Origin of the sequence: Mixta sp. Marseille-Q2659, from assembly GCF_940807255.1 — a bacterium.
Classification (GTDB): domain Bacteria; phylum Pseudomonadota; class Gammaproteobacteria; order Enterobacterales; family Enterobacteriaceae; genus Mixta.
This window is the reverse complement of record NZ_CALNWY010000012.1, coordinates 56,191-78,260: the sequence shown is the minus strand read 5'-3', so window position 1 is coordinate 78,260 and position 22,070 is coordinate 56,191. Positions and strand designations below refer to the sequence as shown.

General features: G+C 49.2%; 23 protein-coding genes, 1 tRNA gene and 4 pseudogenes. 17 read left to right on the top strand and 11 right to left on the bottom strand.

What is annotated here, in order from left to right:
* Window positions 1-140: 140 nt before the first annotated feature.
* A complete protein-coding gene (locus tag P3C52_RS10850; protein WP_275555010.1) occupies window positions 141-779 on the top strand; it encodes a bifunctional 4-hydroxy-2-oxoglutarate aldolase/2-dehydro-3-deoxy-phosphogluconate aldolase in 639 nt (212 codons plus the stop codon).
* 129 nt (window positions 780-908) lie between these two features.
* On the opposite strand, the gene purT is transcribed toward P3C52_RS10850, so the two are convergent.
* Window positions 909-2,087 (bottom strand): formate-dependent phosphoribosylglycinamide formyltransferase, encoded by a 1,179-nt coding sequence (gene purT / locus P3C52_RS10845; protein WP_275555008.1) that lies wholly within the window; start codon window positions 2,085-2,087, stop codon window positions 909-911.
* Window positions 2,088-2,224: 137 nt separating this feature from the next.
* Here purT and P3C52_RS10840 point away from each other — a divergent pair, with 137 nt between their 5' ends.
* The 3 genes and pseudogenes from P3C52_RS10840 (at window position 2,225) to P3C52_RS10830 (ending at window position 5,646) form a co-directional block, all read left to right on the top strand.
* On the top strand, window positions 2,225-2,554 hold the full coding sequence (locus tag P3C52_RS10840; RefSeq protein WP_275555007.1) for a YebG family protein: 330 nt from the start codon (window positions 2,225-2,227) through the stop codon (window positions 2,552-2,554).
* 222 nt (window positions 2,555-2,776) lie between these two features.
* Window positions 2,777-3,430, top strand: a pseudogene (locus tag P3C52_RS10835) (tellurite resistance TerB family protein); the annotation flags it as partial.
* A 152-nt stretch (window positions 3,431-3,582) separates the two neighbouring features.
* Window positions 3,583-5,646, top strand: coding sequence for a prolyl oligopeptidase family serine peptidase (locus P3C52_RS10830; RefSeq protein WP_275555006.1), 2,064 nt, complete (start codon window positions 3,583-3,585; stop codon window positions 5,644-5,646).
* Here the strand turns inward: P3C52_RS10830 and exoX are convergent.
* A complete protein-coding gene (exoX, locus tag P3C52_RS10825) occupies window positions 5,643-6,308 on the bottom strand; it encodes an exodeoxyribonuclease X (RefSeq protein WP_275555005.1) in 666 nt (221 codons plus the stop codon). The two genes, P3C52_RS10830 and exoX, sit on opposite strands and share 4 nt — an antisense overlap.
* 27 nt (window positions 6,309-6,335) lie before the next feature.
* Complete coding sequence (locus P3C52_RS10820) at window positions 6,336-6,563, bottom strand: DNA polymerase III subunit theta (protein ID WP_275555004.1); 228 nt, start codon at window positions 6,561-6,563, stop codon at window positions 6,336-6,338.
* 174 nt (window positions 6,564-6,737) lie between these two features.
* On the opposite strand from P3C52_RS10820, the gene yobA reads away from it, so the two are divergent.
* The 5 genes and pseudogenes from yobA to P3C52_RS10795 form a co-directional block, all read left to right on the top strand.
* Window positions 6,738-7,067, top strand: coding sequence for a CopC domain-containing protein YobA (gene yobA / locus P3C52_RS10815; protein ID WP_275555003.1), 330 nt, complete (start codon window positions 6,738-6,740; stop codon window positions 7,065-7,067).
* A 2-nt stretch (window positions 7,068-7,069) separates the two neighbouring features.
* Complete coding sequence (gene copD, locus P3C52_RS10810) at window positions 7,070-7,945, top strand: copper homeostasis membrane protein CopD (RefSeq protein WP_275555002.1); 876 nt, start codon at window positions 7,070-7,072, stop codon at window positions 7,943-7,945.
* Between the two features lie 33 nt (window positions 7,946-7,978).
* Window positions 7,979-8,320, top strand: a complete 342-nt coding sequence (locus P3C52_RS10805) for a YebY family protein (protein ID WP_275555001.1) — start codon at window positions 7,979-7,981, stop codon at window positions 8,318-8,320.
* A 727-nt stretch (window positions 8,321-9,047) separates the two neighbouring features.
* The gene (locus P3C52_RS10800; RefSeq protein WP_275555000.1) at window positions 9,048-9,824 is read left to right on the top strand and encodes an MBL fold metallo-hydrolase; all 777 of its coding nucleotides are present in this window, start codon (window positions 9,048-9,050) and stop codon (window positions 9,822-9,824) included.
* A 25-nt stretch (window positions 9,825-9,849) separates the two neighbouring features.
* Window positions 9,850-9,945: pseudogene (locus P3C52_RS10795) on the top strand (GlxA family transcriptional regulator); the annotation flags it as partial.
* 12 nt (window positions 9,946-9,957) lie between these two features.
* Here P3C52_RS10795 and P3C52_RS10790 read toward each other — a convergent pair.
* Window positions 9,958-10,655, bottom strand: a protein-coding gene (locus P3C52_RS10790; RefSeq protein WP_094106546.1) for an IS1 family transposase whose coding sequence is annotated in 2 segments (ribosomal slippage) — window positions 9,958-10,406 and window positions 10,406-10,655 — 699 coding nt in all. Because the reading frame shifts where the segments join, the coding sequence is not laid out codon by codon here.
* Between P3C52_RS10790 and P3C52_RS10785 the strand changes: the two genes are divergently transcribed.
* Window positions 10,575-11,576 (top strand): helix-turn-helix domain-containing protein, encoded by a 1,002-nt coding sequence (locus tag P3C52_RS10785; RefSeq protein WP_275554999.1) that lies wholly within the window; start codon window positions 10,575-10,577, stop codon window positions 11,574-11,576. The genes P3C52_RS10790 and P3C52_RS10785 overlap by 81 nt on opposite strands.
* Before the next feature lie 487 nt (window positions 11,577-12,063).
* Here P3C52_RS10785 and P3C52_RS10780 read toward each other — a convergent pair whose 3' ends face one another.
* The 3 genes from P3C52_RS10780 to P3C52_RS10770 all read right to left on the bottom strand — a co-directional run bounded on the left by P3C52_RS10780 (window position 12,064) and on the right by P3C52_RS10770 (window position 14,791).
* Complete coding sequence (locus P3C52_RS10780; RefSeq protein WP_275554998.1) at window positions 12,064-12,252, bottom strand: hypothetical protein; 189 nt, start codon at window positions 12,250-12,252, stop codon at window positions 12,064-12,066.
* A 218-nt stretch (window positions 12,253-12,470) separates the two neighbouring features.
* A complete protein-coding gene (locus P3C52_RS10775; RefSeq protein ID WP_275554997.1) occupies window positions 12,471-13,238 on the bottom strand; it encodes an SDR family oxidoreductase in 768 nt (255 codons plus the stop codon).
* Between the two features lie 344 nt (window positions 13,239-13,582).
* Window positions 13,583-14,791: a diguanylate phosphodiesterase gene (locus P3C52_RS10770; RefSeq protein ID WP_275554996.1), complete on the bottom strand. Its 1,209-nt coding sequence runs from the start codon at window positions 14,789-14,791 to the stop codon at window positions 13,583-13,585.
* Between the two features lie 335 nt (window positions 14,792-15,126).
* On the opposite strand from P3C52_RS10770, the gene P3C52_RS10765 reads away from it, so the two are divergent.
* Both P3C52_RS10765 and P3C52_RS10760 read left to right on the top strand, forming a co-directional pair.
* On the top strand, window positions 15,127-15,486 hold the full coding sequence (locus P3C52_RS10765) for a DUF1971 domain-containing protein (protein WP_275554995.1): 360 nt from the start codon (window positions 15,127-15,129) through the stop codon (window positions 15,484-15,486).
* Between the two features lie 10 nt (window positions 15,487-15,496).
* Entirely contained in the window at window positions 15,497-15,679 is a 183-nt protein-coding gene (locus P3C52_RS10760; protein WP_275554994.1) for a DUF1869 domain-containing protein, read from the top strand.
* 197 nt (window positions 15,680-15,876) lie between these two features.
* Here the strand turns inward: P3C52_RS10760 and P3C52_RS10755 are convergent, their stop codons facing one another.
* Both P3C52_RS10755 and P3C52_RS10750 read right to left on the bottom strand, forming a co-directional pair.
* Entirely contained in the window at window positions 15,877-16,125 is a 249-nt protein-coding gene (locus P3C52_RS10755; RefSeq protein ID WP_275554993.1) for a CsbD family protein, read from the bottom strand.
* 293 nt (window positions 16,126-16,418) lie between these two features.
* Window positions 16,419-17,216, bottom strand: a complete 798-nt coding sequence (locus tag P3C52_RS10750; RefSeq protein WP_275554992.1) for a glycosyltransferase family 25 protein — start codon at window positions 17,214-17,216, stop codon at window positions 16,419-16,421.
* A gap of 385 nt (window positions 17,217-17,601) precedes the next feature.
* On the opposite strand from P3C52_RS10750, the gene P3C52_RS10745 reads away from it, so the two are divergent.
* Window positions 17,602-17,674 (top strand) — tRNA-Lys (locus P3C52_RS10745).
* A 13-nt stretch (window positions 17,675-17,687) separates the two neighbouring features.
* Here P3C52_RS10745 and P3C52_RS10740 read toward each other — a convergent pair.
* Window positions 17,688-17,906 (bottom strand): annotated as a pseudogene (locus tag P3C52_RS10740) (integrase); the annotation flags it as partial.
* Window positions 17,907-18,081: 175 nt separating this feature from the next.
* On the opposite strand from P3C52_RS10740, the gene P3C52_RS10735 reads away from it, so the two are divergent.
* From P3C52_RS10735 to P3C52_RS10715, 4 genes and pseudogenes are all read left to right on the top strand, one after another.
* Window positions 18,082-18,453, top strand: coding sequence for a hypothetical protein (locus tag P3C52_RS10735; RefSeq protein ID WP_275554991.1), 372 nt, complete (start codon window positions 18,082-18,084; stop codon window positions 18,451-18,453).
* A gap of 113 nt (window positions 18,454-18,566) precedes the next feature.
* Window positions 18,567-18,818 (top strand): hypothetical protein, encoded by a 252-nt coding sequence (locus tag P3C52_RS10730; RefSeq protein WP_275554990.1) that lies wholly within the window; start codon window positions 18,567-18,569, stop codon window positions 18,816-18,818.
* A 115-nt stretch (window positions 18,819-18,933) separates the two neighbouring features.
* On the top strand, window positions 18,934-19,209 hold the full coding sequence (locus P3C52_RS10725) for a hypothetical protein (RefSeq protein WP_275554989.1): 276 nt from the start codon (window positions 18,934-18,936) through the stop codon (window positions 19,207-19,209).
* A 678-nt stretch (window positions 19,210-19,887) separates the two neighbouring features.
* A pseudogene (locus P3C52_RS10715) lies at window positions 19,888-20,996 on the top strand (acyltransferase).
* Window positions 20,997-21,064: 68 nt separating this feature from the next.
* Here P3C52_RS10715 and aroD read toward each other — a convergent pair.
* Complete coding sequence (gene aroD, locus P3C52_RS10710; RefSeq protein ID WP_275554986.1) at window positions 21,065-21,955, bottom strand: type I 3-dehydroquinate dehydratase; 891 nt, start codon at window positions 21,953-21,955, stop codon at window positions 21,065-21,067.
* Between the last annotated feature and the right edge of the window lie 115 nt (window positions 21,956-22,070).

Below are 22,070 nucleotides of genomic sequence, written 5' to 3'. Positions count from 1 at the left end.
CCGTAGTTTCAAAACAGGCTAAAGTGCATGGACGCTGGCAGCAAAAATCAGGTATGGTAGTGACCGTTTCTTTTGCTGCGCCTGTGCGCGCCATTATTGCCAGGGGCCGGAAAGCTCGCTGGCCTGACAGGAGAAGTGCGATGAAAAACTGGAAAACAAGTGCTGAAGCGATCCTGACAACGGGGCCGGTTGTGCCGGTGATTGTGGTCAATAAACTGGAACATGCGGTGCCGATGGCGAAAGCGCTGGTAGCGGGTGGCGTACGCGTACTGGAAGTGACGCTGCGCACGCCCGTTGCCATGGATGCGCTGAAGGCGATTATTCAGGAAGTGCCGGACGCTATCGTCGGCGCCGGTACGGTAATCAATACTCAGCAGTTGGCGGAAGTGACGGCGGCAGGCGCGCAGTTTGTGATCAGCCCAGGCATCACCGAGCCGCTGTTACAGGCGGCAGTGGAAGGCACCGTGCCGTTAATTCCAGGCATCAGCACCGTTTCTGAACTGATGACCGGGATGCAGTACGGTCTGCGCGAATTCAAATTTTTCCCGGCGGAAGCCAACGGCGGCGTGAAAGCGCTGCAGGCGATCGGCGGGCCTTTCCCGCAGGTGCGCTTCTGTCCGACCGGCGGCATTTCGCCGCAAAACTACCGTGACTATCTGGCGCTGAAAAGCGTGCTGTGTATCGGTGGCTCCTGGCTGGTGCCGAACGATGCGCTGGAAGCGGGCGATTACCAGCGGATTACCGAACTGGCGCGCGCAGCGGTTGCAGGCGCTCGCTAAGGGATTTGGCTCTCCCGTTGCGGAGAGCGTTATTGTTTCTGCGTCGCGCGTCCCGCGCGACGCTTATTTTCAGGCTTCTTTACGACTCATGCACAGCCTGAAAGGCGATGAGCGGCGCTTATCAGAGTGTCAGCCGCTAACTTCCACCGCCGCCGCTACCGCTACGGCACGATTCACCGCATCTTCCACGGTATCACCCGTTGCCAGCGCGACGCCCAACCGCCGTTTTCCCTGAATTTCAGGCTTGGCAAACAGCCGCAGCTGCAATCCGGCGCCCAGCGCGTTTTCTACGTTGCCAAAGCTGACGTTGCTGCTCGCCAGTTCCGGCAGGATCACTGCCGAGGCCGCCGGGCCATACTGACGCACCGTGCCAATCGGCAGACCGAGAAAAGCGCGCACATGCAGCGCAAACTCCGACAGATCCTGCGAAATTAACGTTACCATGCCGGTATCATGCGGACGCGGCGAGACTTCGCTAAACACCACTTCATCGCCGCAAACAAACAGCTCGACGCCAAAAAGACCATAGCCGCCCAGCGCCGTCACCACTTTTTCCGCAATTTGCTGAGCGCGCTGCAGCGCCAGCGGGCTCATCTGCTGTGGCTGCCAGGATTCACGGTAGTCGCCATCTTCCTGACGATGGCCAATTGGTGCGCAGAAGTGAATGCCGTCTACCGCGCTGATGGTCAGCAACGTAATTTCAAAATCAAATTTCACCACGCCTTCGACAATCACCTTGCCAGCGCCGGCGCGTCCGCCCTGTTGCGCATACTGCCAGGCCAGCTCCAGCTGCGAGGCATCGCGCACGAAGCTCTGACCTTTACCCGAAGAACTCATTACCGGCTTTACGATACAGGGGAAACCGATCTCTTGTGCCGCCGCGATAAAATCACGCTGGCTGTCGGCGAAGCGATAGCTGGAAGTCGGCAGCGCCAGCGTTTCAGCCGCCAGACGGCGAATACCTTCACGATTCATGGTAAGACGCGCCGCGCGCGCGGCTGGCACCACGCGCTGCCCCTGCTGCTCCAGCTCAATCAATGTATCGGTCGCGATCGCTTCGATTTCCGGCACCACATAGTCGGGACGTTCCTGGGCGATCAACGCTTTCAGCGCCGCGCCATCCAGCATATTAATGACGTGGCTGCGATGGGCAACATGCATGGCAGGCGCATCGGCATAGCGATCGACCGCAATAACTTCCACGCCTAAACGCTGGCATTCGATAGCAACCTCTTTGCCCAGTTCCCCTGAGCCCAGCAGCATCACACGCGTCGCGCCGGGACGCAGTGCCGTTCCAAGAATCGTCATAGTACCTACCTGAAAAGTGAACGATAAAAACGCGCGCAGTATATACGAAAACGTTTGCGCTGGCAGCCATCGGCAAAACTTGATCTCAAAATTTTGGCTGATATACTGTATAAAAATACAGTATATCGAGGTGAGTCATGGCTGTTGAAACGAAATTTGTTGTGGTCAGAAAAGGTGAAGAAAAAATGACATTTGCCAGTAAAAAAGAAGCCGACGCATACGACAAAATGCTTGATATGGCTGAAGCCTTTACTGACTGGCTGTTACAACACGATCTGCCGTTTGATGAAGCGCAGGTTGAAAATCTGGGTCTGTTCCTGGCGGAACAAAAAGATGCCGTACAGCATATTTTGCGCACCAGCAAACTGCCTGACGCGCAGCCGGCAGCGAAAACCGTCGCAGCAGAAAATGATGGCAAAGCTGACGAGAACGTCACTAAAAAAGTCCGCGCGGTCAAAGCGGCCTGATTGCTGTCCGGTGTGACATTGCAGCTCAGCGAATATCAGCCACACTTTGTGATAAAGACGTTGAGCAGCAGGAAGGGATCGAGCCGTTAGCGGCACAGCCGTAACGCGCCCGTAGCCGCCGCGCCAGCATTTCTGGCGCGGCGTTTTCTTCTATTTGCTCTCTCTTACGCTTCTTGACGTCCATTGCTTCAGACTAAAGCGCATATCATTAAAGGAGAGACTATGAGTAACTGGCTGCAGCAAGTGCAAAAAATGTTGAGTAATACGGCCCTTGGCAACGCGGGCGCAAAAGCGCAGGGCGGCAGCGAAGGACTCAGTAAAATGCTGGCGCCGGGCGCGCTTGGCGGGCTGGCAGGCATGCTTATCTCTAACAAATCCTCACGTAATCTGCTCAGCAAATATGGCAAAAACGCGCTGGTTATTGGCGGCAGCGCGGCGGCAGGCGTACTGTTGTGGAATAAATACAAACAGCGCGTACTGGAAGCGCATAAGGATGAGCCGCAGTTTGGCCAGCAGGCCACGCCGGTCGATCAACGGGCGGAACGGCTGATTACCGCGCTGGTGTTTGCTGCTAAAAGTGACGGTCATATCGACGGTCAGGAGCGCCAGGCGATTGAGCAAAATATTCATCAGGCCGGCTTTGGCGAGCAGGCTGAAGCGCTGATTCAACAGGCGATCAATCGCCCGCTCGATCCGCACTGGCTGGCGCAGGGCGTCAAAAATGAGGAAGAAGCGCTGGAGCTTTACTTCCTGAGCTGTGCAGCTATCGATATCGATCACTTTATGGAGCGTAGCTATCTGAAAGAGCTGGGCGATGCGCTGAAAATCCCGGTTGACGTGCGGGAAGATATTGAAAAAGATATTCGCGCAGAAAAAGAAGTTGCCTTCCTGATCCCTCTGATTACGGCCTGCCACGTCCTGATGGCGGGCTGTACGCCTTCCAACACCTGCTTTTTACCGTTGCCGCTTGGCAATCATGGCCTTAGCTGCCAACCTTAAAGCACGTATGTCTGAAAACAGTAATTGCTATGATGCCACCGAAAGCAAAGAAAATACCTCATGAAATGACGCTTCACGACGATACCCGCGTCGATAACTATTACTGGTTGCGCGATGACCAGCGAGAAGATCCCGACGTGCTGGACTATCTGCACGCTGAAAACAGTTATGGTCATAAGGTCATGCTGTCGCAAAAAGCATTACAGGATCGTCTGTTGAAAGAGATGGTGGGGCGCATTTCGCCGCAGGATTACTCCGTACCCTATGTGAAAAACGGCTATCGCTATCAAAGCCGCTATGAGGCCGGTAACGAATACGCCATCTATCTCCGGCAACCTGCAGCAACCGAAACGCCCGATGAGTGGGAAGTGTTGCTTGATGCCAATCAGCGCGCCGCCCACAGCGAGTTTTATACTATGGGCGCGCTCGATGTGAGCCCTGATAACCGTATTATGGCGCTGGCGGAAGATTTCCTGTCACGACGTCAGTACGGCATCCGCTTCCGTAATCTGGAAACCGGTAACTGGTACCCTGAAGTGCTGGAAAATGTCTCCTCCAGCTTTGCCTGGGTAAACGACTCTAAAACCCTTTATTACGTGCGTAAGGACAGGCAGACGCTGCTGCCTTATCAGGTCTGGCGGCATAACGTCGGTACGCCGCAGCGGGATGATGAGCTGGTTTATGAAGAAAATGATGACACGTTTTACCTGAGCGTCCATAAAACCACCTCGGAACATTTTGTTCTGATTGCGCTGCACAGCACCACCACGACAGAAATCCACCTGCTGGATGCAGAATATGCCGATGCGCGCCCGCGCGTTTTCGTGCCGCGTCGCAAAGGCCATGAATACACGCTCGATCACTACGATCATCGTTTCTGGCTGCGCTCTAACCGTGAAGGCAAAAACTTTGGCCTCTACAGCACCAGTTATCTGGATGAGTCGCGCTGGGAGACCATCATCGCGCCGCGCGATCATGTCGTTATGGAGGACTTCCAGCTGTTTCGTGACTGGCTGGTGGTTGAGGAACGACAGCGTGGCCTTTCCAGCCTGCGACAGATCTGCTGGCGTACCGGGGAAACCTTCGGCATCGCCTTTGACGATCCAGCTTATGTCACCTGGCTGGCCTACAATCCTTCGCCGGAAACCAGCAAGCTGCGCTATGGCTACTCTTCAATGACCACGCCGACCACGCTGTTTGAGCTTGATATGGATACTGGCGAACGGCGCGTGCTGAAACAAACGCAGATCAACGGCTTCGATTCGGCTAACTATAAAAGCGAGCATTTGTGGATTAAGGTGCGCGATGGCGTAGAGGTGCCGGTGTCGCTGGTTTATCACCGCAAGCATTACCAGCCGGGGAAAAATCCGATGCTGGTTTACGGCTACGGATCTTACGGCACCATTATGGATGCCGATTTCAGTTCCAGCCGTCTTAGCCTGCTCGATCGTGGCTTTATCTATGCGTTAGTTCACGTGCGCGGCGGCGGCGAGCTGGGGCAACAGTGGTATGACGATGGTCGTTTGCTGAATAAGATGAATACCTTTAACGACTTCCTCGACGTCACCGATACGCTGGTGCAGCAGGGCTATGGCGATGCGCAACGGCTTTATGCGATGGGCGGCAGCGCAGGCGGCCTGCTAATGGGGACGATAATCAACTTGCAGCCGGAACGCTTTCACGGCGTCGTGGCGCAGGTGCCCTTTGTTGACGTGGTGACCACCATGCTCGATGAGTCGATTCCGCTGACGACTGGTGAATATGACGAGTGGGGCAATCCTGCTGATGAACAGTATTATCACTATATGAAGCAGTACAGTCCTTACGATAACGTCACCGCGCAGCCCTATCCGCATATGCTGGTGACTACCGGACTGCACGATTCTCAGGTGCAATACTGGGAACCGGCCAAATGGGTTGCGAAACTGCGCGATCAAAAAACCGATGAAAATCTGCTGCTGCTCTGTACCGATATGGATTCGGGGCACGGCGGGAAATCGGGCCGCTTTAAATCTTATGAAGGCGTGTCGCTTGAGTACGCTTTCATTATTGGCCTGGCACAGGGCACGCTGCACGGCGCCAGCAGCTATTAATCTTCGGTCTGATTAACCTGCTTCTGCAACGCGTCACGCAGGGCAGGTTTCAGATCGGGAATCGAATTCAGCATCCAGCGCAGGTAACCGGGATCGCGTTTAGCAACATCAGCAATCGCACGTCCGCGATATTTACCAAACGGCATCACGTCTGCCGCGGTTTGCTGCATGCGGCCCGCCATGCGCGGCGCATCCCAGCCGGACGTTTCCATAATGCGGATCAGCAGCGCGGCGGTAACATAGCAGTCGTACAACGCCCGGTGCGCATAAAGGTCGGAAGGCGGCGTCACCTCCAGCTGTAAATGCTGGCGTAGCGCCTGATTGCCGTAGGTCAATCCCGGCCACAGCTGGCGCGCCAGCTTCATGGTGCAAATCCATTCGCCGTGCATTTCGGGCAGCATCCGGCGATCGAAGCTGGCATTATGCGCCACGTAGTAAGGGCTGCCGTGATAACGGTGGATTAACGCCTCTATTGGCGGCTTGTCGGCCACCATCGCTTCGCTGATACGGTGTACTGCCATTGCCTGACGGCTAATCGGCCGGTCCGGGCGTACCAGATCGCTCATGGGGTTAACGATTTTTCCGTCAATCACGTCAACGGAAGCAATTTCAACGATACCGCCCTGTAAACCGCAGGTTTCGGTATCAATCACGCGTAGCATAAAGCCTCTTAGCGCAGGCGCGCTCGGTTATTTCTTCGGTTCCCAGGGCAGGCGGGACAGATTAAGCGAGGTTTGACGATGATGCATCAGGCGCTGACGAAACCAGTCGCGCAGCGCTTCCGGCTGTTCGCGTTCGACAATTTCTGCCACCACCGGCATATTGTAACGCTCTTTAAAGGCGACGCCAGCCGCCGCCAGATCGACGTTCACTTTATCTTTCTCTTCCTGCGATATTGTTGCCAGGTTGTTACTCACTTTTTGCTCCTCTGTATAAGCGTCGCATTCGCTGTTTGAATCCTCGTTATTGCCTCGACAGGCTCCGGCGTGGGAGGTATGCTGCGGCCTCGTTGGTGACAACTACGATAGTTTACAGGATGAAATCATGTTGAAAACCCGCTTCTCTGCTTTACCTGGCGTAGTTGCCCGGTAATGGCAGTCGCCTTTTCGCCAGCAGCACTGGCCCATGCCCACCTGAAATCACAATATCCCGCAGCTAATGCCCATGTTGAGGCGTCGCCACAGGCGCTAACGCTGACCTTCTCCGAAGATATTGAACCGGCTTTCAGCGGCGTGGAAATTATCGGTGCTGGCCAGCAAAAGATGCCGACCGCAGAAGTTGAGCGTGCGCCAAAACAGCATAACCAGCTGATTGTGCCGCTTGAGAAGCCGCTTACCAGCGGAAGCTATCAGGTGGACTGGCATGTTCTCTCTGTCGACGGTCATAAAACCAAAGGAAGCTACACTTTCAGCGTGAAATAGTTATGACGCTGGAGACGCTCTATATCTTCTGTCGCTGGATTCACTTCAGTTCGCTCATATTATTTACCGGCAGCGCTTTTTATAGCGCGCTGCTGGCGCCGTCATGCTATCAACCTGTATTGAGCCGAAGACTTATGCCGTTGCTGACCGGCGCGGCTGTATTGACGCTGCTTAGCGCGCTGTCGATGCTGGCGGTGCAGACTGGCCTGATGAGCGGCGACTGGCGCAATATTGCCCAGTCGGCAATCTGGCTGGCGGTGCTGGGCACCGGTTTTGGTCAGGCCTGGTGCGGACAACTGCTGGTAGCGGCGCTGGCCTGCCTGATAGTGATCTGGCGACATACAATGCAGCAGCGTTTGCTGTTGCTGTGCGGTCTGCTTCAGCTTTGCGGACTGGCAATGGTTGGTCATGCGGCAATGCTCGACGGCTGGCTCGGCACGCTACAGCGTATTAATCATGCCATTCATCTTACTGGCGCGGCGTTTTGGGCGGGCGGCCTGTTGCCGCTGCTGTGGTTAATGCGTGATGCGCGGCAGCCCGCCTGCCGCAGCGATGCTATTCGCACCATGATGCGTTTTTCACGCTATGGACACGGGGCCGTGGCGTTTACCTTGCTGAGCGGCATAGTTAATACCGCTTTTATTACTGGCTGGCCATGGCCTGCCGACAATGCGTATCGACAGTGGCTGGCCTTAAAAGTAGGGCTGGTGGCGCTAATGGTATTCATCGCACTGTTTAATCGTTACTGGCTGGTTCCGCGTTTTGGTACCACGGACAGCAGGGCGCAATTATGGTTTGTACGGACAACGCAGCTGGAGTTGCTGATCGCCGTTCTGGTGGTCGCTATTGTCAGCCTGTTTGCCACCTTACAGCCATAAAAGATAAGTTGAGTAGGACAATAAGGTAACCTCATGAAAAAAATCATTGGATTATTACTGGCGATGGGATGCTGCACCAGCGCGCTGGCGGCATCGGAAATTATCACTATCAGCCGCTTTGAAATTGGTAAGGATAAATGGCCGTTTAATCGGGAAGAGGTGATGCTGACCTGTACGAAAGAGCATGCGCTGTTCGCGATTAATCCCAGCACCTTAATGCAGTATCCGCTGAACGACAAAGCGGCGCAAAAAGTGGCATCAGGCCAGGCGACGGCGCAGCCAATTAGCGTGATTCAGAGTGACGATCCGCAACGCCCCGGTCAAAAAGCCAGCCTGCAGCCGATTATCGATCGCGCTGAGAAATTGTGTCATTGAGCCCTGTAGCGCGGCATCGCCGCGCTCGTTCGCTGTAGCTAACTCTGGCGCTAAAAGACAGGGCCTTAGCGCGGTTCTGTCGCTGAACTCACACTCTGAGACTCTTCTTTGCAGGCTAATTGCATGCGGCTGGAAAATCCGCACGTCTGTTCTACGCTATAAAGGGCAAGGCGACATCGCCTGCATTAATGCCAACTTTTAGCGCACGGCTCTCACAAGAGCCATTTCCCTGGACCGAATATAGGAATCGTATTCGGTCTTTTTTTATTCTATTGTTTTATAAGTGATTTTTTGGGGTTATCCCGAAATTTTTCCGAAAGTGTGTATCCGCTTTAAACCACCACATTCCTGACTGCGTGAAGCCAGATATTCCTTCGTCTGAGCCTTCTGTCGCCATCTCAGACACCGTTCCCGCATTCCGTCTCGGTGCTGCCTGGCCCGCTCAGTCACGAGAAGGGCCTGCAAAATAAATGAGCGGCGGGGCTGGCTAAACAGGCCGGGCTTAGTGATGAGAATTTTGGCGACTTTGCAGAGGAACTGATTAATTAAGTCCGGGAAGAAGAAAATGAAAACACGCTGAACCCGCTGTTAAAATATTGGCCCGATAGGCGTGAAACTTGGCCTTATTGATGTGTGGCTGATTAGCCCGATCGTTATAATAATGCTTTATCAGGCCATAATGCTTATGGCTTCTTACCTTCAAAATCAACATTCGGGAGAATTTAACATGAAAATTACACAGATTCGAAATGCGACCCAAATTATTGAGTTTGGTGGTAAGAAATTTTTGATTGATCCTATGCTTTCTGCCAAAAATACATGGCCTGGATTCGAGGGAACGGCCCGTTCGGAAATTCGCAACCCTATGGTGGATTTGCCGCTGGAAATAAGCTCACTGCTTGAGGTTGATGCAATTATTATTACTCATACGCATCCGGATCACTGGGATCAGGCCGCAGTAGATACTATTCCTAAAGATAAACTGATCTATGTACAGAATGAGAACGATGAGGCACTGCTTCGCTCTCAGAGCTTTAAAAATCTGGTGGTAATGAATAAAAACAGCAGGTTAGGCGATGTTGAGTTGATCAAAACTGAATGTCAGCATGGCTCAGATGAAGCCTATTCTAATCCTCAGTTAGCTGAACTCCTGGGAGATGCCAGCGGCGTTATTTTCCGCCATCATCAGGAAAAAACATTATACCTCGTGGGTGATACCATCTGGATCAAAGCTGTTGAAGATAACATGCGTAAATATTTGCCGGGCGTGGTGATTATGAACACTGGCTGGGCGCATGTCCTGGGTTATGGCGCAATCATCTTTGGTAAAGAAGACCTTATAAGGGCACATCTCGTCTTACCAGAAGCCCGGATTATTGCTACCCATATGGAAGCCGTTAACCACTGTTTAGTGACACGGCAGGAAATACGTGAATATGCTCAGATTAATCATATCCAGGATTTTGTCTTAGCACCTGAAGATGGGGAATCTGTCACATTTTAACGGCCGGTATGATCCAGGGGGAGCAATGACCACGGTTTCGGTTGCCATTATAGTCACTGAAGGTTTCAGTACTTTTCACGTTTCAGTTCCGCTGATTCTTTTCGGGGACACGACTTCAGGTAATGACTCCAACTTACTGATAGTGTTTTATGTTCAGATAATGCCCGATGACCTTGTCATGCAGCTCCACCGATTTTGAGAACGACAGTGACTTCCGTCCCAGCCTTGCCAGATGTTGTCTCAGATTCAGGTTATGTCGCTCAATGCGCTGAGTGTAACGCTTGCTGATAACGTGCAGCTTTCCCTTCAGGCGTGATTCGTACAGCGGCCAGCCATCCGTCATCCATACCACGACCTCAAAGGCCGACAGCAGGCTCAGAAGACGCTCCAGTGTGGCCAGAGTGCGTTCACCGAAGACGTGCGCCACAACCGTCCTCCGTATCCTGTCATACGCGTAAAACAGCCAGCGCTGACGTGATTTAGCACCGACGTAGCCCCACTGTTCGTCCATTTCAGCGCAGACAATCACATCACTGCCCGGTTGTATGCGCGAGGTTACCGACTGCGGCCTGAGTTTTTTAAGTGACGTAAAACCGTGTTGAGGCCAACGCCCATAATGCGTGCACTGGCGCGACATCCGACGCCATTCATGGCCATATCAATGATTTTCTGGTGCGTACCGGGCTGAGAGGCGGTGTAAGTGAACTGTAGTTGCCATGTTTTACGGCAATGAGAGCAGAGATAGCGCTGATGTCCGGCAGTGCTTTTGCCGTTACGCACCACGCCTTCAGTAGCGGAGCAGGAAGGACATCTGATGGAAATGGAAGCCACGCAAGCACCTTAAAATCACCATCATACACTAAATCAGTAAGTTGGCAGCATTACCCGACTTCAGATCAGAAACTGTTTACACGTCTGTTATGCGCTGAAACCCCAGGACTCGTCTGGTCACAGGAAGGAACTGCAATACAGGCGGAATATGGTCTGGAGGTTCTGACACAAGTTGATACCGTAATTGTTCCTTTCTGGGGTGATGTACAAGAACGCCCATCCCAGTACCTGCTGGATGCTTTAGTTAAAGCACGAAAAGAAGGTGTTCAGATTGTGGGACTATGCCTGGGCACTTTCGTACTTGCTTATGCAGGGTTACTGGACGGGCGCAAGGCAGCAACGCATTGGGAATATGAAAATGATTTCCGCTCACTGTTTCCCACCGTTCAGTTAAATCTTAATCAACTCTATGTTGAGGATGATGGTCTGATTACTTCGGCCGGTACAGCAGCAGCGCTGGACTGTTGTTTATATATTGTTCGTAAATATTTTGGCAGCGTCACTGCCAATCAGATTGCCAGAAGAATGGTTACACCGCCCTACCGTGAGGGCGGTCAAGCGCAATACATTGAGCGTCCTGTACCTCAAAAGACGGCCGATAGCAGGATAAATATGCTGCTGGATTATTTGCAGATGAACCTGAAAAACACACACAGTATTGATACGTTGGCTGAATATGTATCAATGAGCCGCAGAACGCTTACAAGACATTTTTATAAAGCGACAGGTATGTCCGTCGTTGAGTGGATTACAGCTGCAAGGTTGCATCGAAGTCAGGAGTTTCTTGAAAGTATGGATATACCTATTGAGCAAATTGCAGAACAAGTAGGATTTCAATCAGCGGCAACTTTCAGGCAACAGTTCCGGGAAAAATTTGGCGTTAGCCCTCGTGAATGGCGTAAAACATTCCGTAATAAGTGATACAACCATCCTTTTTCGCCATCCAGAAGGTGCCTTATTTTAAAGCGCGATAAATAGAAATTACTCGAATTTCACCATCTGGCGTTTTCAGCCAAGCGCGTAAATCATACAGTTCCGCTGCCTGCTAATTTATTAATGAGCTAGCTCTCCTGCCAACCCATTTATACAGATAATGACCTAATTAGCCTGCTTTGCCATTTCCAGAAAATAATTGGATATGATAGCTGTCAGACACACTTCTTGAAGCAACCAGCACGCCAGTTTTAACGGTAAGCAATATCTGGCTGTTGAATTGCCATGCATCAATCAGTATGGCTGGCTGGTGGAGGCGTTTTGTACATAGTGTCAATACTGATGCCTCATTTTTCACAGATATAGAGCAAATGAAAGGGATAAGGTAAATAGTGTTTCAATGAACAAGAAGGAAATTAAAAACAGAAACAATAAAAGGGCCACTTTTGTGGCCCTGATAGCATTCAACCCATCATCAAACAATATTTAACGCTGTAACGTTAATATCAGAACGTAAAATACCGTGTTTTTCGGATTGTTCATCAAAGAAGTGGTTTAACGCACGTGCGGCGCTTTCACCCTGGATCGACAAAGACAATTCTTTAGCTTGTCCGCCTTTTTTAATAATGAATTTAACAAACCAACTCTTTTGTACTGTACTCACTCTTTGCCCTCCTGAAGTTAATACGGGCCGCTCCCGTGTCTGTTTAATCGGCAGTTGTGGCCGAAACTTTAATCAGTTCGGGGTTTTTCCATCATAAAGGACTGCTGATGAGAAGCCAGCGCATTCAGTTATCTGACTCATTGTCAGATATAGCTGGCTTAACGTTTATTAAGCCACAAGCCACAAGCCACAAGCGGGCAGGGCATGCAGTCAGCCGATCAGTTAACGGACAATCCGGCATCAACGATAAAATCCTGTCCCGTGCAGCCGCAGGACTCTTCGGAACCCAGAAAAAGCGCCAGACGCGCGCAGTGCGTTGCATCCAGCCGGATTTTTAAGGCCTGTAGCTCGATAAACTGGCTTACGGCTGCCGGATTAAGTTTTGCCCACATCGCATCCTGTTTAGCGGTGCGGATAGCGCCCGGCACCAGGCTGTTTACGCGAATGCCATGAACGCCCAGCTCCTGGGATAAGGAACGGGTAAAACCGTGAATAGCCGCTTTAGAAAGAGAGTAACAAACGCGCCCTGGCCTTCCGCGCATCCAGATAATCGATCCCATATTGATGATGCTGCCGCCGCCTTTTTTGGTCATACCTGGTACGACGGCCTGAATCGCAAAAAGTTGATGCCGCAGATTCACGTTAATGCTGTGGTTAAAATAATCCTCGGTCAGATCCTTAAGCTGATGATGCTCATCGCTGCCTGCATTGTTAATTAATATATCCACATCCCCAAGCTGCGAGGCTATCTGGGCAAAAGCGGACTTAAGTTGCTCAATATTTGTTACATCGCACAACAGGAAAAGGCAGTTCAGCTCCTGCGCCAGTTTTTCACCCGCCTCGCGATTCAAATCGACAAATGCTACCCGTGCGCCCTGGTTAACATAGGCGCGTACCAGTTCTTCACCAATCCCGCTTGCTCCGCCGGTAATCGCGACGATTTTATTTTTAAGCGAATGATATTGAACGTTATGTTGATAATTCATCAGCGTTTTTTCCAGACAGTTACAGGCACAGGCTGTCAATTATGCAGCCATTATTTGCCAGGTTATACCGCCAGCGATCAAGCTTTCTGCCCTACTGGTCGGTTAACAGGCAATCGCCCGATCCTGATGGCAAGCGCCTTATCGCCAGCATCAGCAGCCGCAAAAATGACTTTTATACGTAATTGTTCACAGGCTATCCCCATTTTCTGTGGGTAAGTTTCTGCAATGCGGCGGTAGGTAGAAGCTCATTAAGAGGATGGGCGGGGGACTTTCGTCACCACGCCCGCAAGCTGAAGCGCCAGAGCAGGGCTGGCAGAAGGAAGTGAAGAATGAAGCTGTCGCCGTTAGCTTTTCTCCGGCCAGGCCACGGCAGGAATAGCGTTTAGTTTAGGTTTAGCAAACAGATTGCCCTGGAAATTGCAAACCCCCGCCGCCTCCAGCCACATCCACTCTTCCGGCTTCTCTACGCCTGCCGCAATCACGGTAATTTCCAGCGAAGAACAGCATTTTATTATTGCCTGCACAATCGCCTGTTTAGGTCCGCTTTTATGTACATCCTGAATAATGCTGCGATCGATTTTAATTTTATCGGGCTGAAAACGTGCCAGTAATAAAAGGCCAGCGAAACCTGCGCCGAAGTTATTTATCGCCAGGCTAATGCCTGCCGCTTTAAGTTGTCTGATTGCCTTTTCTACTTCTTCCGGGCGCGAAACCACTTCTTTTTCAGTGACTTCAACCACAATTTGTTCTGGTATCAAACCCTGTGCCTTTATTTCGCTGAGCAGAAAATCGACGGCATTTGGCACCATGACCAGCGTCATCGGCAACAGGTTTATTGATAATGACTGGCCCTCTATTTCCAGTTTTCTTGCCAGCGCAAAGGCGTGCTTTTTAGATTTAAGATCTGCTTCATAAATCTCATCGTGCGACTGTTGAGATAAAGATTCAATAACTGCATCGGTCGGGGAATTCACCATTAACGCTTCCAGTGAGACAACCTGACAAGCGAAGGGATCAACTATGGGCTGAAAAGTAAAACCAGCTGCCGTATCAGAAGAATCTGCGCTTATATCATCCTGAGCAGTCTCAGTCGTTATGAAATCCCAGTAATCGGCCGAGGGAATTTCAAAATAGTTCTCCTTTTCGGTCGCTTCGACAAAGGTACGAAGAAACTGTAACGCTCTGTCATCATAGGTGAGCTGATACTTTGACGTGCCTTTATCCAGTACGGCCTGAAGTACAGTCGATTTCTCATGTTCCCTGAGATCGAAAAGCTCCATGCCGGCATTACCAAAGCGGCGGGCAGGGGCGTAATCTCGTAACAGCTCAACGAGATTATGATGGCGCGGATCCTGGCAAATGCCTTCATAAATAGAAAGCACATCCTTTTCAGGGCCTTCAAGTACCTGAAAGAAATGTGTGCCATTAAACAATAAAATGCCAGTGACTTCGTACATTTCATTGTTTTTATTAGCTTTTACTGCCAGCTCTTCCAGCGATTTTACCGGTACGTCATCGGAAAGATGGCTGCGGTAGATAATTGTCGACAGCATTCTGTGTTCCATGGTTTTTGCGTTTATGTTGCACACCTTAACAGAAGCCGTTGCGGTATTGTCCAGCGCTATTGCAGATTTGTCACAAACTTCTCCCTCTCAGCTAAGTAAAACCCGATCGCTTTAGGCATGAATACAGGTTTAAAAAAGAGGTTAGCTACCATGCCTGCTTAATTAAATGATTGTATTTTATTTAGTAATTTCTTAAATCACAGCGGATGATAGCGCTGATAGAGAGAAAAAGATGAAAAAATGCACTTTTGGGAAAGTGACACATATTTTTAAGTGATGAAATAGCATCTGTGTTTGTTTTTTGGTCTGAAGTGGAGGGGTTTATGCTGCGGATTCCGCAAAATTGTATACATACGCGCTCTACACCGTGCTGGAACAAAGATGATACGCCTGCCGGATTATTTAAACGTCATTTAGATCATAATACGCAACCTGGCGTCTATCCGCGTTTGTCAGTGATGCAGGGCGCGGTCAAATATTATGGCTTTGCCGATGCGGAATGTTCTGAACCAGACAGTGAATTACTTATCGAGGCGGGGCAGTTTGGCGTGTTTCCACCCGAGAAATGGCATTACATCGAACTGGTGACCGATGAGACCTGTTTTAATATCGAATTCTTTGTGGCGCCTGAAGTGTTGTTAAGAAGCAAGGACACAGACCCGCACGCCACTTTGCAGAAGTAAGGTAAATATCATGCAGAAAGCGACCTACACCGTAACGGTTACAAATAACAGCAATGGCGTTTCAGCTGACTTTGAAACAGAAATTCCTCTTAGTTTGCTTATGCCAGACGTTGCGGCTGATGTATTAAAAAATCTGGTTAACATTGTTAGAGGATATGATACCGAGGATGAATCCGAAGTCTGTGGCTGGTAATTTTAAGAAGTTAATGGGCATAGCCTTTGTAACCGATATAACCACTACCGTCATTACGCGCTGGACCAGAGAACAATAAGATATGCCGCTGGTTAAGCTATCCCTGAATGATCTTGATGGGGCAGGTTAATTTTTGTCATTTTTTAAGGCTGGTTGAAAAAACAAACTGGCAGGAAACCTGCCAGTTCTGAGAGCGATTATTTACGACCTAACAAATAACCTAATACAATACCTGCCGCCGCTGCAATGGCCAGGCCGCCAAACGGATTGGAAGAAACCTGGCTCCTGACAGTATCTGCCGCATCTTTAACGGCATAGCTTGCCTGGTTGGCATATTTGCGAGCCGCGCCCTGCGCTTCATCGTCATAGCTGTTGGTCACGCGACCGTACGTTTCCTGAGCCTTTCCTGCACCTTCACGCACTTTGTCTTCAACTTTATTAAACATATTTTTCTCCTTTAAACGTGTTGAGTCATTTCAGTCTAGCAGAAATAAAAACAAGCGCTCTGGAGCGGGAGGGCGCATTCCAGATAAAAAGAACCTTTAAAGCAGCGCAGCAAGGCGAATTTCTTTACAAAGTGAAGCAGGAGTTCATGTATCAAATGTCATGCCAGCCCTGAAGATACAGCGTAATGAACCTGTATTGTTATACTTAAAGTCGAAACGCGCGGCTAATAAATCAGACTTTCATTGCCCTTAAAAATTAAAAAAAATCTGTGGAGTTATCGTGTGGTTACCTCTTAATTCGGTGTTGATAACAGATTAATGGCCGTTACCATTTGTATCAGGTTTTGTTTTTGTGGCCTCTTTTTACTTATTTTATTAATTAAAACATTTTTTATTCTTTTAAATTGGTACCATTTATATGTTTTTTTCAGCGCTTTTAAATATCCCCGATTCTGGCTGTTACATATTCTTTCTTTATGTAACGCTGATGTCGTGGAGGTGAGATCGGAAGAGCCAATGATTTCCCGATCGAGGCACCAGATTTTCAGGCCAAAAATATCCCGGTACAGAGTCCAGCGATCCGCTTCAAACTTTACTGGCAGGTTATGATTAACAATAAACTGTGTCGCACTATTGTTGATAATGTAGCCATGGCTGCGACTCCCGTAGGCCATGCCATAAAAGTTTACTGTTTCTCCTGCTTTCTTTGCTATTAAAGGATTATAGTTATCAATGCCGGAAAGGATGTAGATCTCAGGTTTTTTCTTACTTATGCACGGCTTGATAGCGGCTAGCGTCTCTTTTAAAGAGTGATAAAGTACAGCGTCATCTTCCAGTATAAGCGCATAATCTAGCTGGTTTTGTATTAAATCTGCATAAATACTTAAGTGGCTTAAGGCACAACCTATTTCACCGGGCGTTAAAGCACAGGTGGGATAATCGGCCGTTACCGTTGAAATAACCTCATTCCCGATTTCTTTTCCATTAATTGCATTTATTATTTGATAGTTCAGTTGATGATTTTCACATTGTTTGATAATTTGCTGCCTTCTGTTGATAGCGCTTGCTAAATTGATGACATAGGTTTTCATAATCTTTTGAAGGTAGATGATCTATCGGATTGCCAAAAAAACTGCTTTATAAATAGTGTTTATAAAACAGGCGTCGATTTAGTGTAATATATATTTATATTGAGTTCTTTTGGCAATATCACTAAATAAAATAAGTTATTTATCATTTGATTTTTTTATTTAAAAAGATGAAGCAGGTGCTGTGTTGCTTCTGTTTGAACTGAAATTGACAGTTTGTTTCAACAATGTCTCACAATTGTTTGTTTTATTTTCGCTGTTTGTTCTGTTGTTGAGCTAATAATGTAATATTTTAAATAACGCCAGTTTTTTCTCAGAAAAAACGCATTTTACGCTAATTATATTATTGCGAACATTAATGGTGAGGATTAGAATAGCGTCCTGCTGTGGGTCGTTAGCTCAGCTGGTAGAGCAGTTGACTCTTAATCAATTGGTCATAGGTTCGAACCCTATACGACCCACTAACTAAATCAATCACTTGGCGTTAATTATAAAACTCCCTTCTGCCGAGTGGGACATATTTGGGACATGGTCCTCAAATATCACATCGATTTGCTTAGCGTGTTCCGTTAAATGATTAGGTGCCAGGTGAGCATACCTGCGCACCATTTCTATTGATTCCCATCTCCCCCTCTCCTGTAAAACAGAAAGCGGCACACCAAGCTGTATTTGCCAGCTTGCCCACAGGGTATGATTTCAATCTTTGCTTACAGCCTTTCTGAGCTTTTTGTCGTCGAAGCCTGAAGAGTTAGGCGCAGTCATCATCATGCTTAATTGGCTCATCAATCAGATCCAATTATTTATTGAGTGTAATTTAAGTTATTACCTATAATATTACCTACTGTAGTGTTGAAAGGGATTTTGAACAATGAAAAAGGTACTAACTACTACTGGGATAGCCGTTATACTTGCTACTGCTTATTACATTTATTCATCCGAAGATAGCAGACCTGAATTTGTCGTCGCTGCGGAAGCCGAAACCAACAATTTTCTTCAATATACCTATGGTCCTGGAAAATGTGTCGCTAAGCCGGATAAGAAGGCTGGCTGGAGCATGGCGTGCAGCTATGAAAAAGGGAAACGTGTTGTGCAATATCATGTTTACCCGGCAGATAAAGCCCCGCATGAAACGGGGAACCGCTTTTATCTGGAAGCGACAAATCAGCTGGCTGTTGAAAGCGCCAGCCAAAGTATGGGACGCTTCCTGGGCATAGGCACCAGCAAATTCAGCGGTGCCTGAAAGCGTCGCACCCGTCTGCGCTATACCGATTGAAAGGAGATAAATCATAAACGGAAAACGTTATCTCTGGAGTCTCGACACCTTGTAGGAAATCAACGTCCTGAAGGTGAAAAATGAGCAACTTTAATACCCGTAAAGATCGTCTGCCGAACGGTAAGGCGAAGCCCCACAATCTTAAACGGTGGGAGCGTTATCCTGACAGAAGCGTTTTTTATAATAAAAACCCGGCCTGGTGGAACCGCATCTACACCACCAAAATACGCCGGGCTAATGATGGCGCTAATATTAAGCGCATCATGTACGGAATCCATCCTGATGGCATCGCCTGGATGCCGGATCGTAAGCCAATGAAATGGTATTACTAATCCCATAGCCCGCGTCAGCGGGCTTTTTCATGGCGTACAGGTTTGCTGGCAATTTTCTTCTGCCGCACATTATTTCATGTTGATCTGTCACATGACGTCATATTGCATCATCGATATGATTCGCAAAGGGTTTATCAATGGAGCAGGATATGAAAAAATTTGCGGTTATTGCTTTGGGTTTATTAGTCTCCGGCGCCGTTTCGGCCGCAGACTGGGTTGGTCTTATGATCAGGATGAGATGTGCGGCACTGCACAAAAGTTTATTCAGAACGAGTCGGATAACGCAGTTGAGTTTGATTTTCCCTACGATGGCGGTTCAAAGATGACACTCGTTCTGCGTTCTAAAAAGAGCGAGTTAAAAAAGGACAACAGGCAGAAGATCTGCCGCTAACGGAAGCGCTTCTGTTTATCAGCAAAGGGCAGTTCATATGCAGCGCTTATGAGGATTGTCATATTTCCGTCAAATTGGATAACGAAAGAATACAACAATATGCCATGGCAGAAGCTGCTGACGGCAGCGCTGATATTATCTTTTTTATTAACTCAGCGCCCTTTATTAACAGGGTAAATTCGCATAAGAAACTGATTTTAGAAGCGCAGTTTTTTCAGGAAGGTGCGCAGCAGTTTAAATTTGACCTGACCGGGTTCAATAACTCCCGAACATAGCGATATCCATAAAATAAACCTCGCACCGCCGAGGTTTCCCAGAAAACGTTAATCCTGACGAAGCCAACTGACACTACTCCTCAGATTCTATCCTGTTCGATCCGTTCGAACAGTGGAATTTACCGTTACGCTAACAGGGCAAAATAAATAAATTTTATCGGAAATGTCCTGTTTATTTTTATTAATAATAATGCAGCCAACTAATCCTTTTCCTAAACCTGACGGGCAGGCTACCTATTTGCATTTGGGTTAAGTAATATCGCTAAACGTTACATTCCGTTACTCAAAATGTAATCTCTGACAGCTTAATTACGATGCTGTGACAGATTTTACACATATGAATTATCCGAGCGAATTTTACCTATGACTAATGCGTATCAGCTAACACAATGGGTCAGCCATCATGAAAACTAATCGTGTCGAACTGATTGATTATCTGCGCCTGATTGCGGCGCTGGGCGTTATTTTATTCCATTATACTTTCAACGGAATTGATAATGGTAAAATATCATCCATTAGCCAGATACCGGCGCTCACGCAGTTTACTAAATTTGGCTATCTGGGCGTTGAACTCTTTTTTATGATTAGCGGTTACGTTATCTTTTTCTCCGCTAAAAAAAAAGCTTTTCCCGCTTCGTTTCCAGCCGCGCTATGCGTCTTTATCCTGCTTATTGGGCGGGGCTGGTCATCACCTCGCTTTTCATTCTGATGGTGGGTGGCCATCATATGCCGATTTCGCTTAAGGCTTTTCTGGCAAACCTGACCATGCTGCAATCTTTTGTCGGGATATATAATATTGATGGCGTTTACTGGACGCTCTCCTATGAATTAACCTTTTACTTCTTTATTTCCCTTTGTTTATTACTGGGCCTAAAAGGTCACCTGGAAAAGGTGATTATTCTCTGGGCGGGCGCGATTATTATTTCTGTACTGGCTCAAAGCGAAGCGTTGCCTGTTTTCCATGGTTACTACAGCTATTTTATTGCCGGCGCGCTGTTTGCCGTGATAAAAGAGGCGTCGCCCAAAATGAAAGGGCCGGTGATTGCGCTGACGATAGCCATGTTTGTGGTGTGCTGCCTGGTATCGCTGGATAATGCGCAAAAGTCGGCGTTGATTCGCAGCGTAGACTATCCGCCAACGATCATCCTCTCCTTTGTATCGCTGTTTTTCCTTGCTTTTATTGCCGCCGACTATACCCGTTTAGGGCAGGTCAGCTTGCCTGGCTCAAAATTCGCGGGCGCGATTACTTATCCGCTCTATCTGGTTCATGCGCATATTGGCTACATGCTGATTGATAAATTCGCGACCGAGCAGAATAAACTGTTAGTCTATTTCCTGGTGATCGGTTTCGTGATGCTGCTGGCCTGGCTGATTCATCAGCTGGTAGAGAAACGAATGAGCAATCTGTGGAAAGCCTTTTTCAGCTATACCATTGAGCTACCGGTTAACACTTTCCATCGACTGGTTTTATCACCGGTTGTGAGGCGCTTCCAGCCAAAAGGCAACGCCTGACTGGTAAAGCAGGGGGAGCGGAAACTCCCCTTGTTTCCTTTCGCAAATGACTTAGTCCAGGCGGTATATCAACTGCTCTCAGCAAGCGCGTGATGCAGCAGCGCCAGCGCCTGATTCAGATCGCGTGCTTCCAGCTGACCCGGCGCCGAAGCGCTTCCCGCCATACCAAAAGTTAAGGCCGAGCCGGTCAGCTCGCCGGAAAGCCGACTCAGCGCGCCCATTCCGCCCATAGACATGGTTAACAATGGCCGTTTGGCATAACGCTGAACCATCTCCAGGGTTGCCGACATCATGCGAATCACATCACCCGGATCGTTGGGCATCGCCGCCATTTTAAGAATATCGGCACCCATCGCCTGCTGCTGACGCAGACGTGAAACAATCTCCGCCTGCGAAGGCGTTTTCTTGAAATCATGGCTGGAGAGAATGACCCGTACGCCCTGGCGATGCGCCAGCGCAATCAGCTGCTCTACCTGCGGCGCGGGCCGGTACATTTCGATATCAAGCAGATCCAGCTTACCCTCAGACAGCAACTGACGATAAAGCGCCGCGTAGCGCTCGTCATCGATCGCCTGTTTGCCGCCTTCAGCCTGGGTACGGAAGGTCACCAGCAGAATTTTATTCGGCAGCATGGCGTACAGTTCCTGCGTAAGACGAACCATCGCCGCCGCATCTTTGCCGTTCTTCAGCAGATCCAGACGTAGCTCGATAACGGATGAATCCGTAGTTTTGGCCTGCGCCTGCACAAAGGTCTTTACCGTCTCGCTGTCCGCGGCGGTAGTGGAGACGATGACTTTGGGCTGTCCCTGTCCAATGGCGATATTCTTAATTATCAGTGGATCGCCAGGCGATGGCGGGGAAGGGGAAAAAGAGTTGTCGGCTTGAGCCGAAGCGGAATGCGATATTAACGCCAGCGCGATCATGGCGCTGCCGGCTCCGATAAAATCTCTGCGCTGCATAGCGGTCCTCCTGGAAGTATGCGATAAAGGGCACAGATTTAAGCGTAGTAAAGGATGTTGTCGCCATGGTCTCTCAGACCGAACCCAGTGCGATCGTTCGCCGTCCGGCACACCA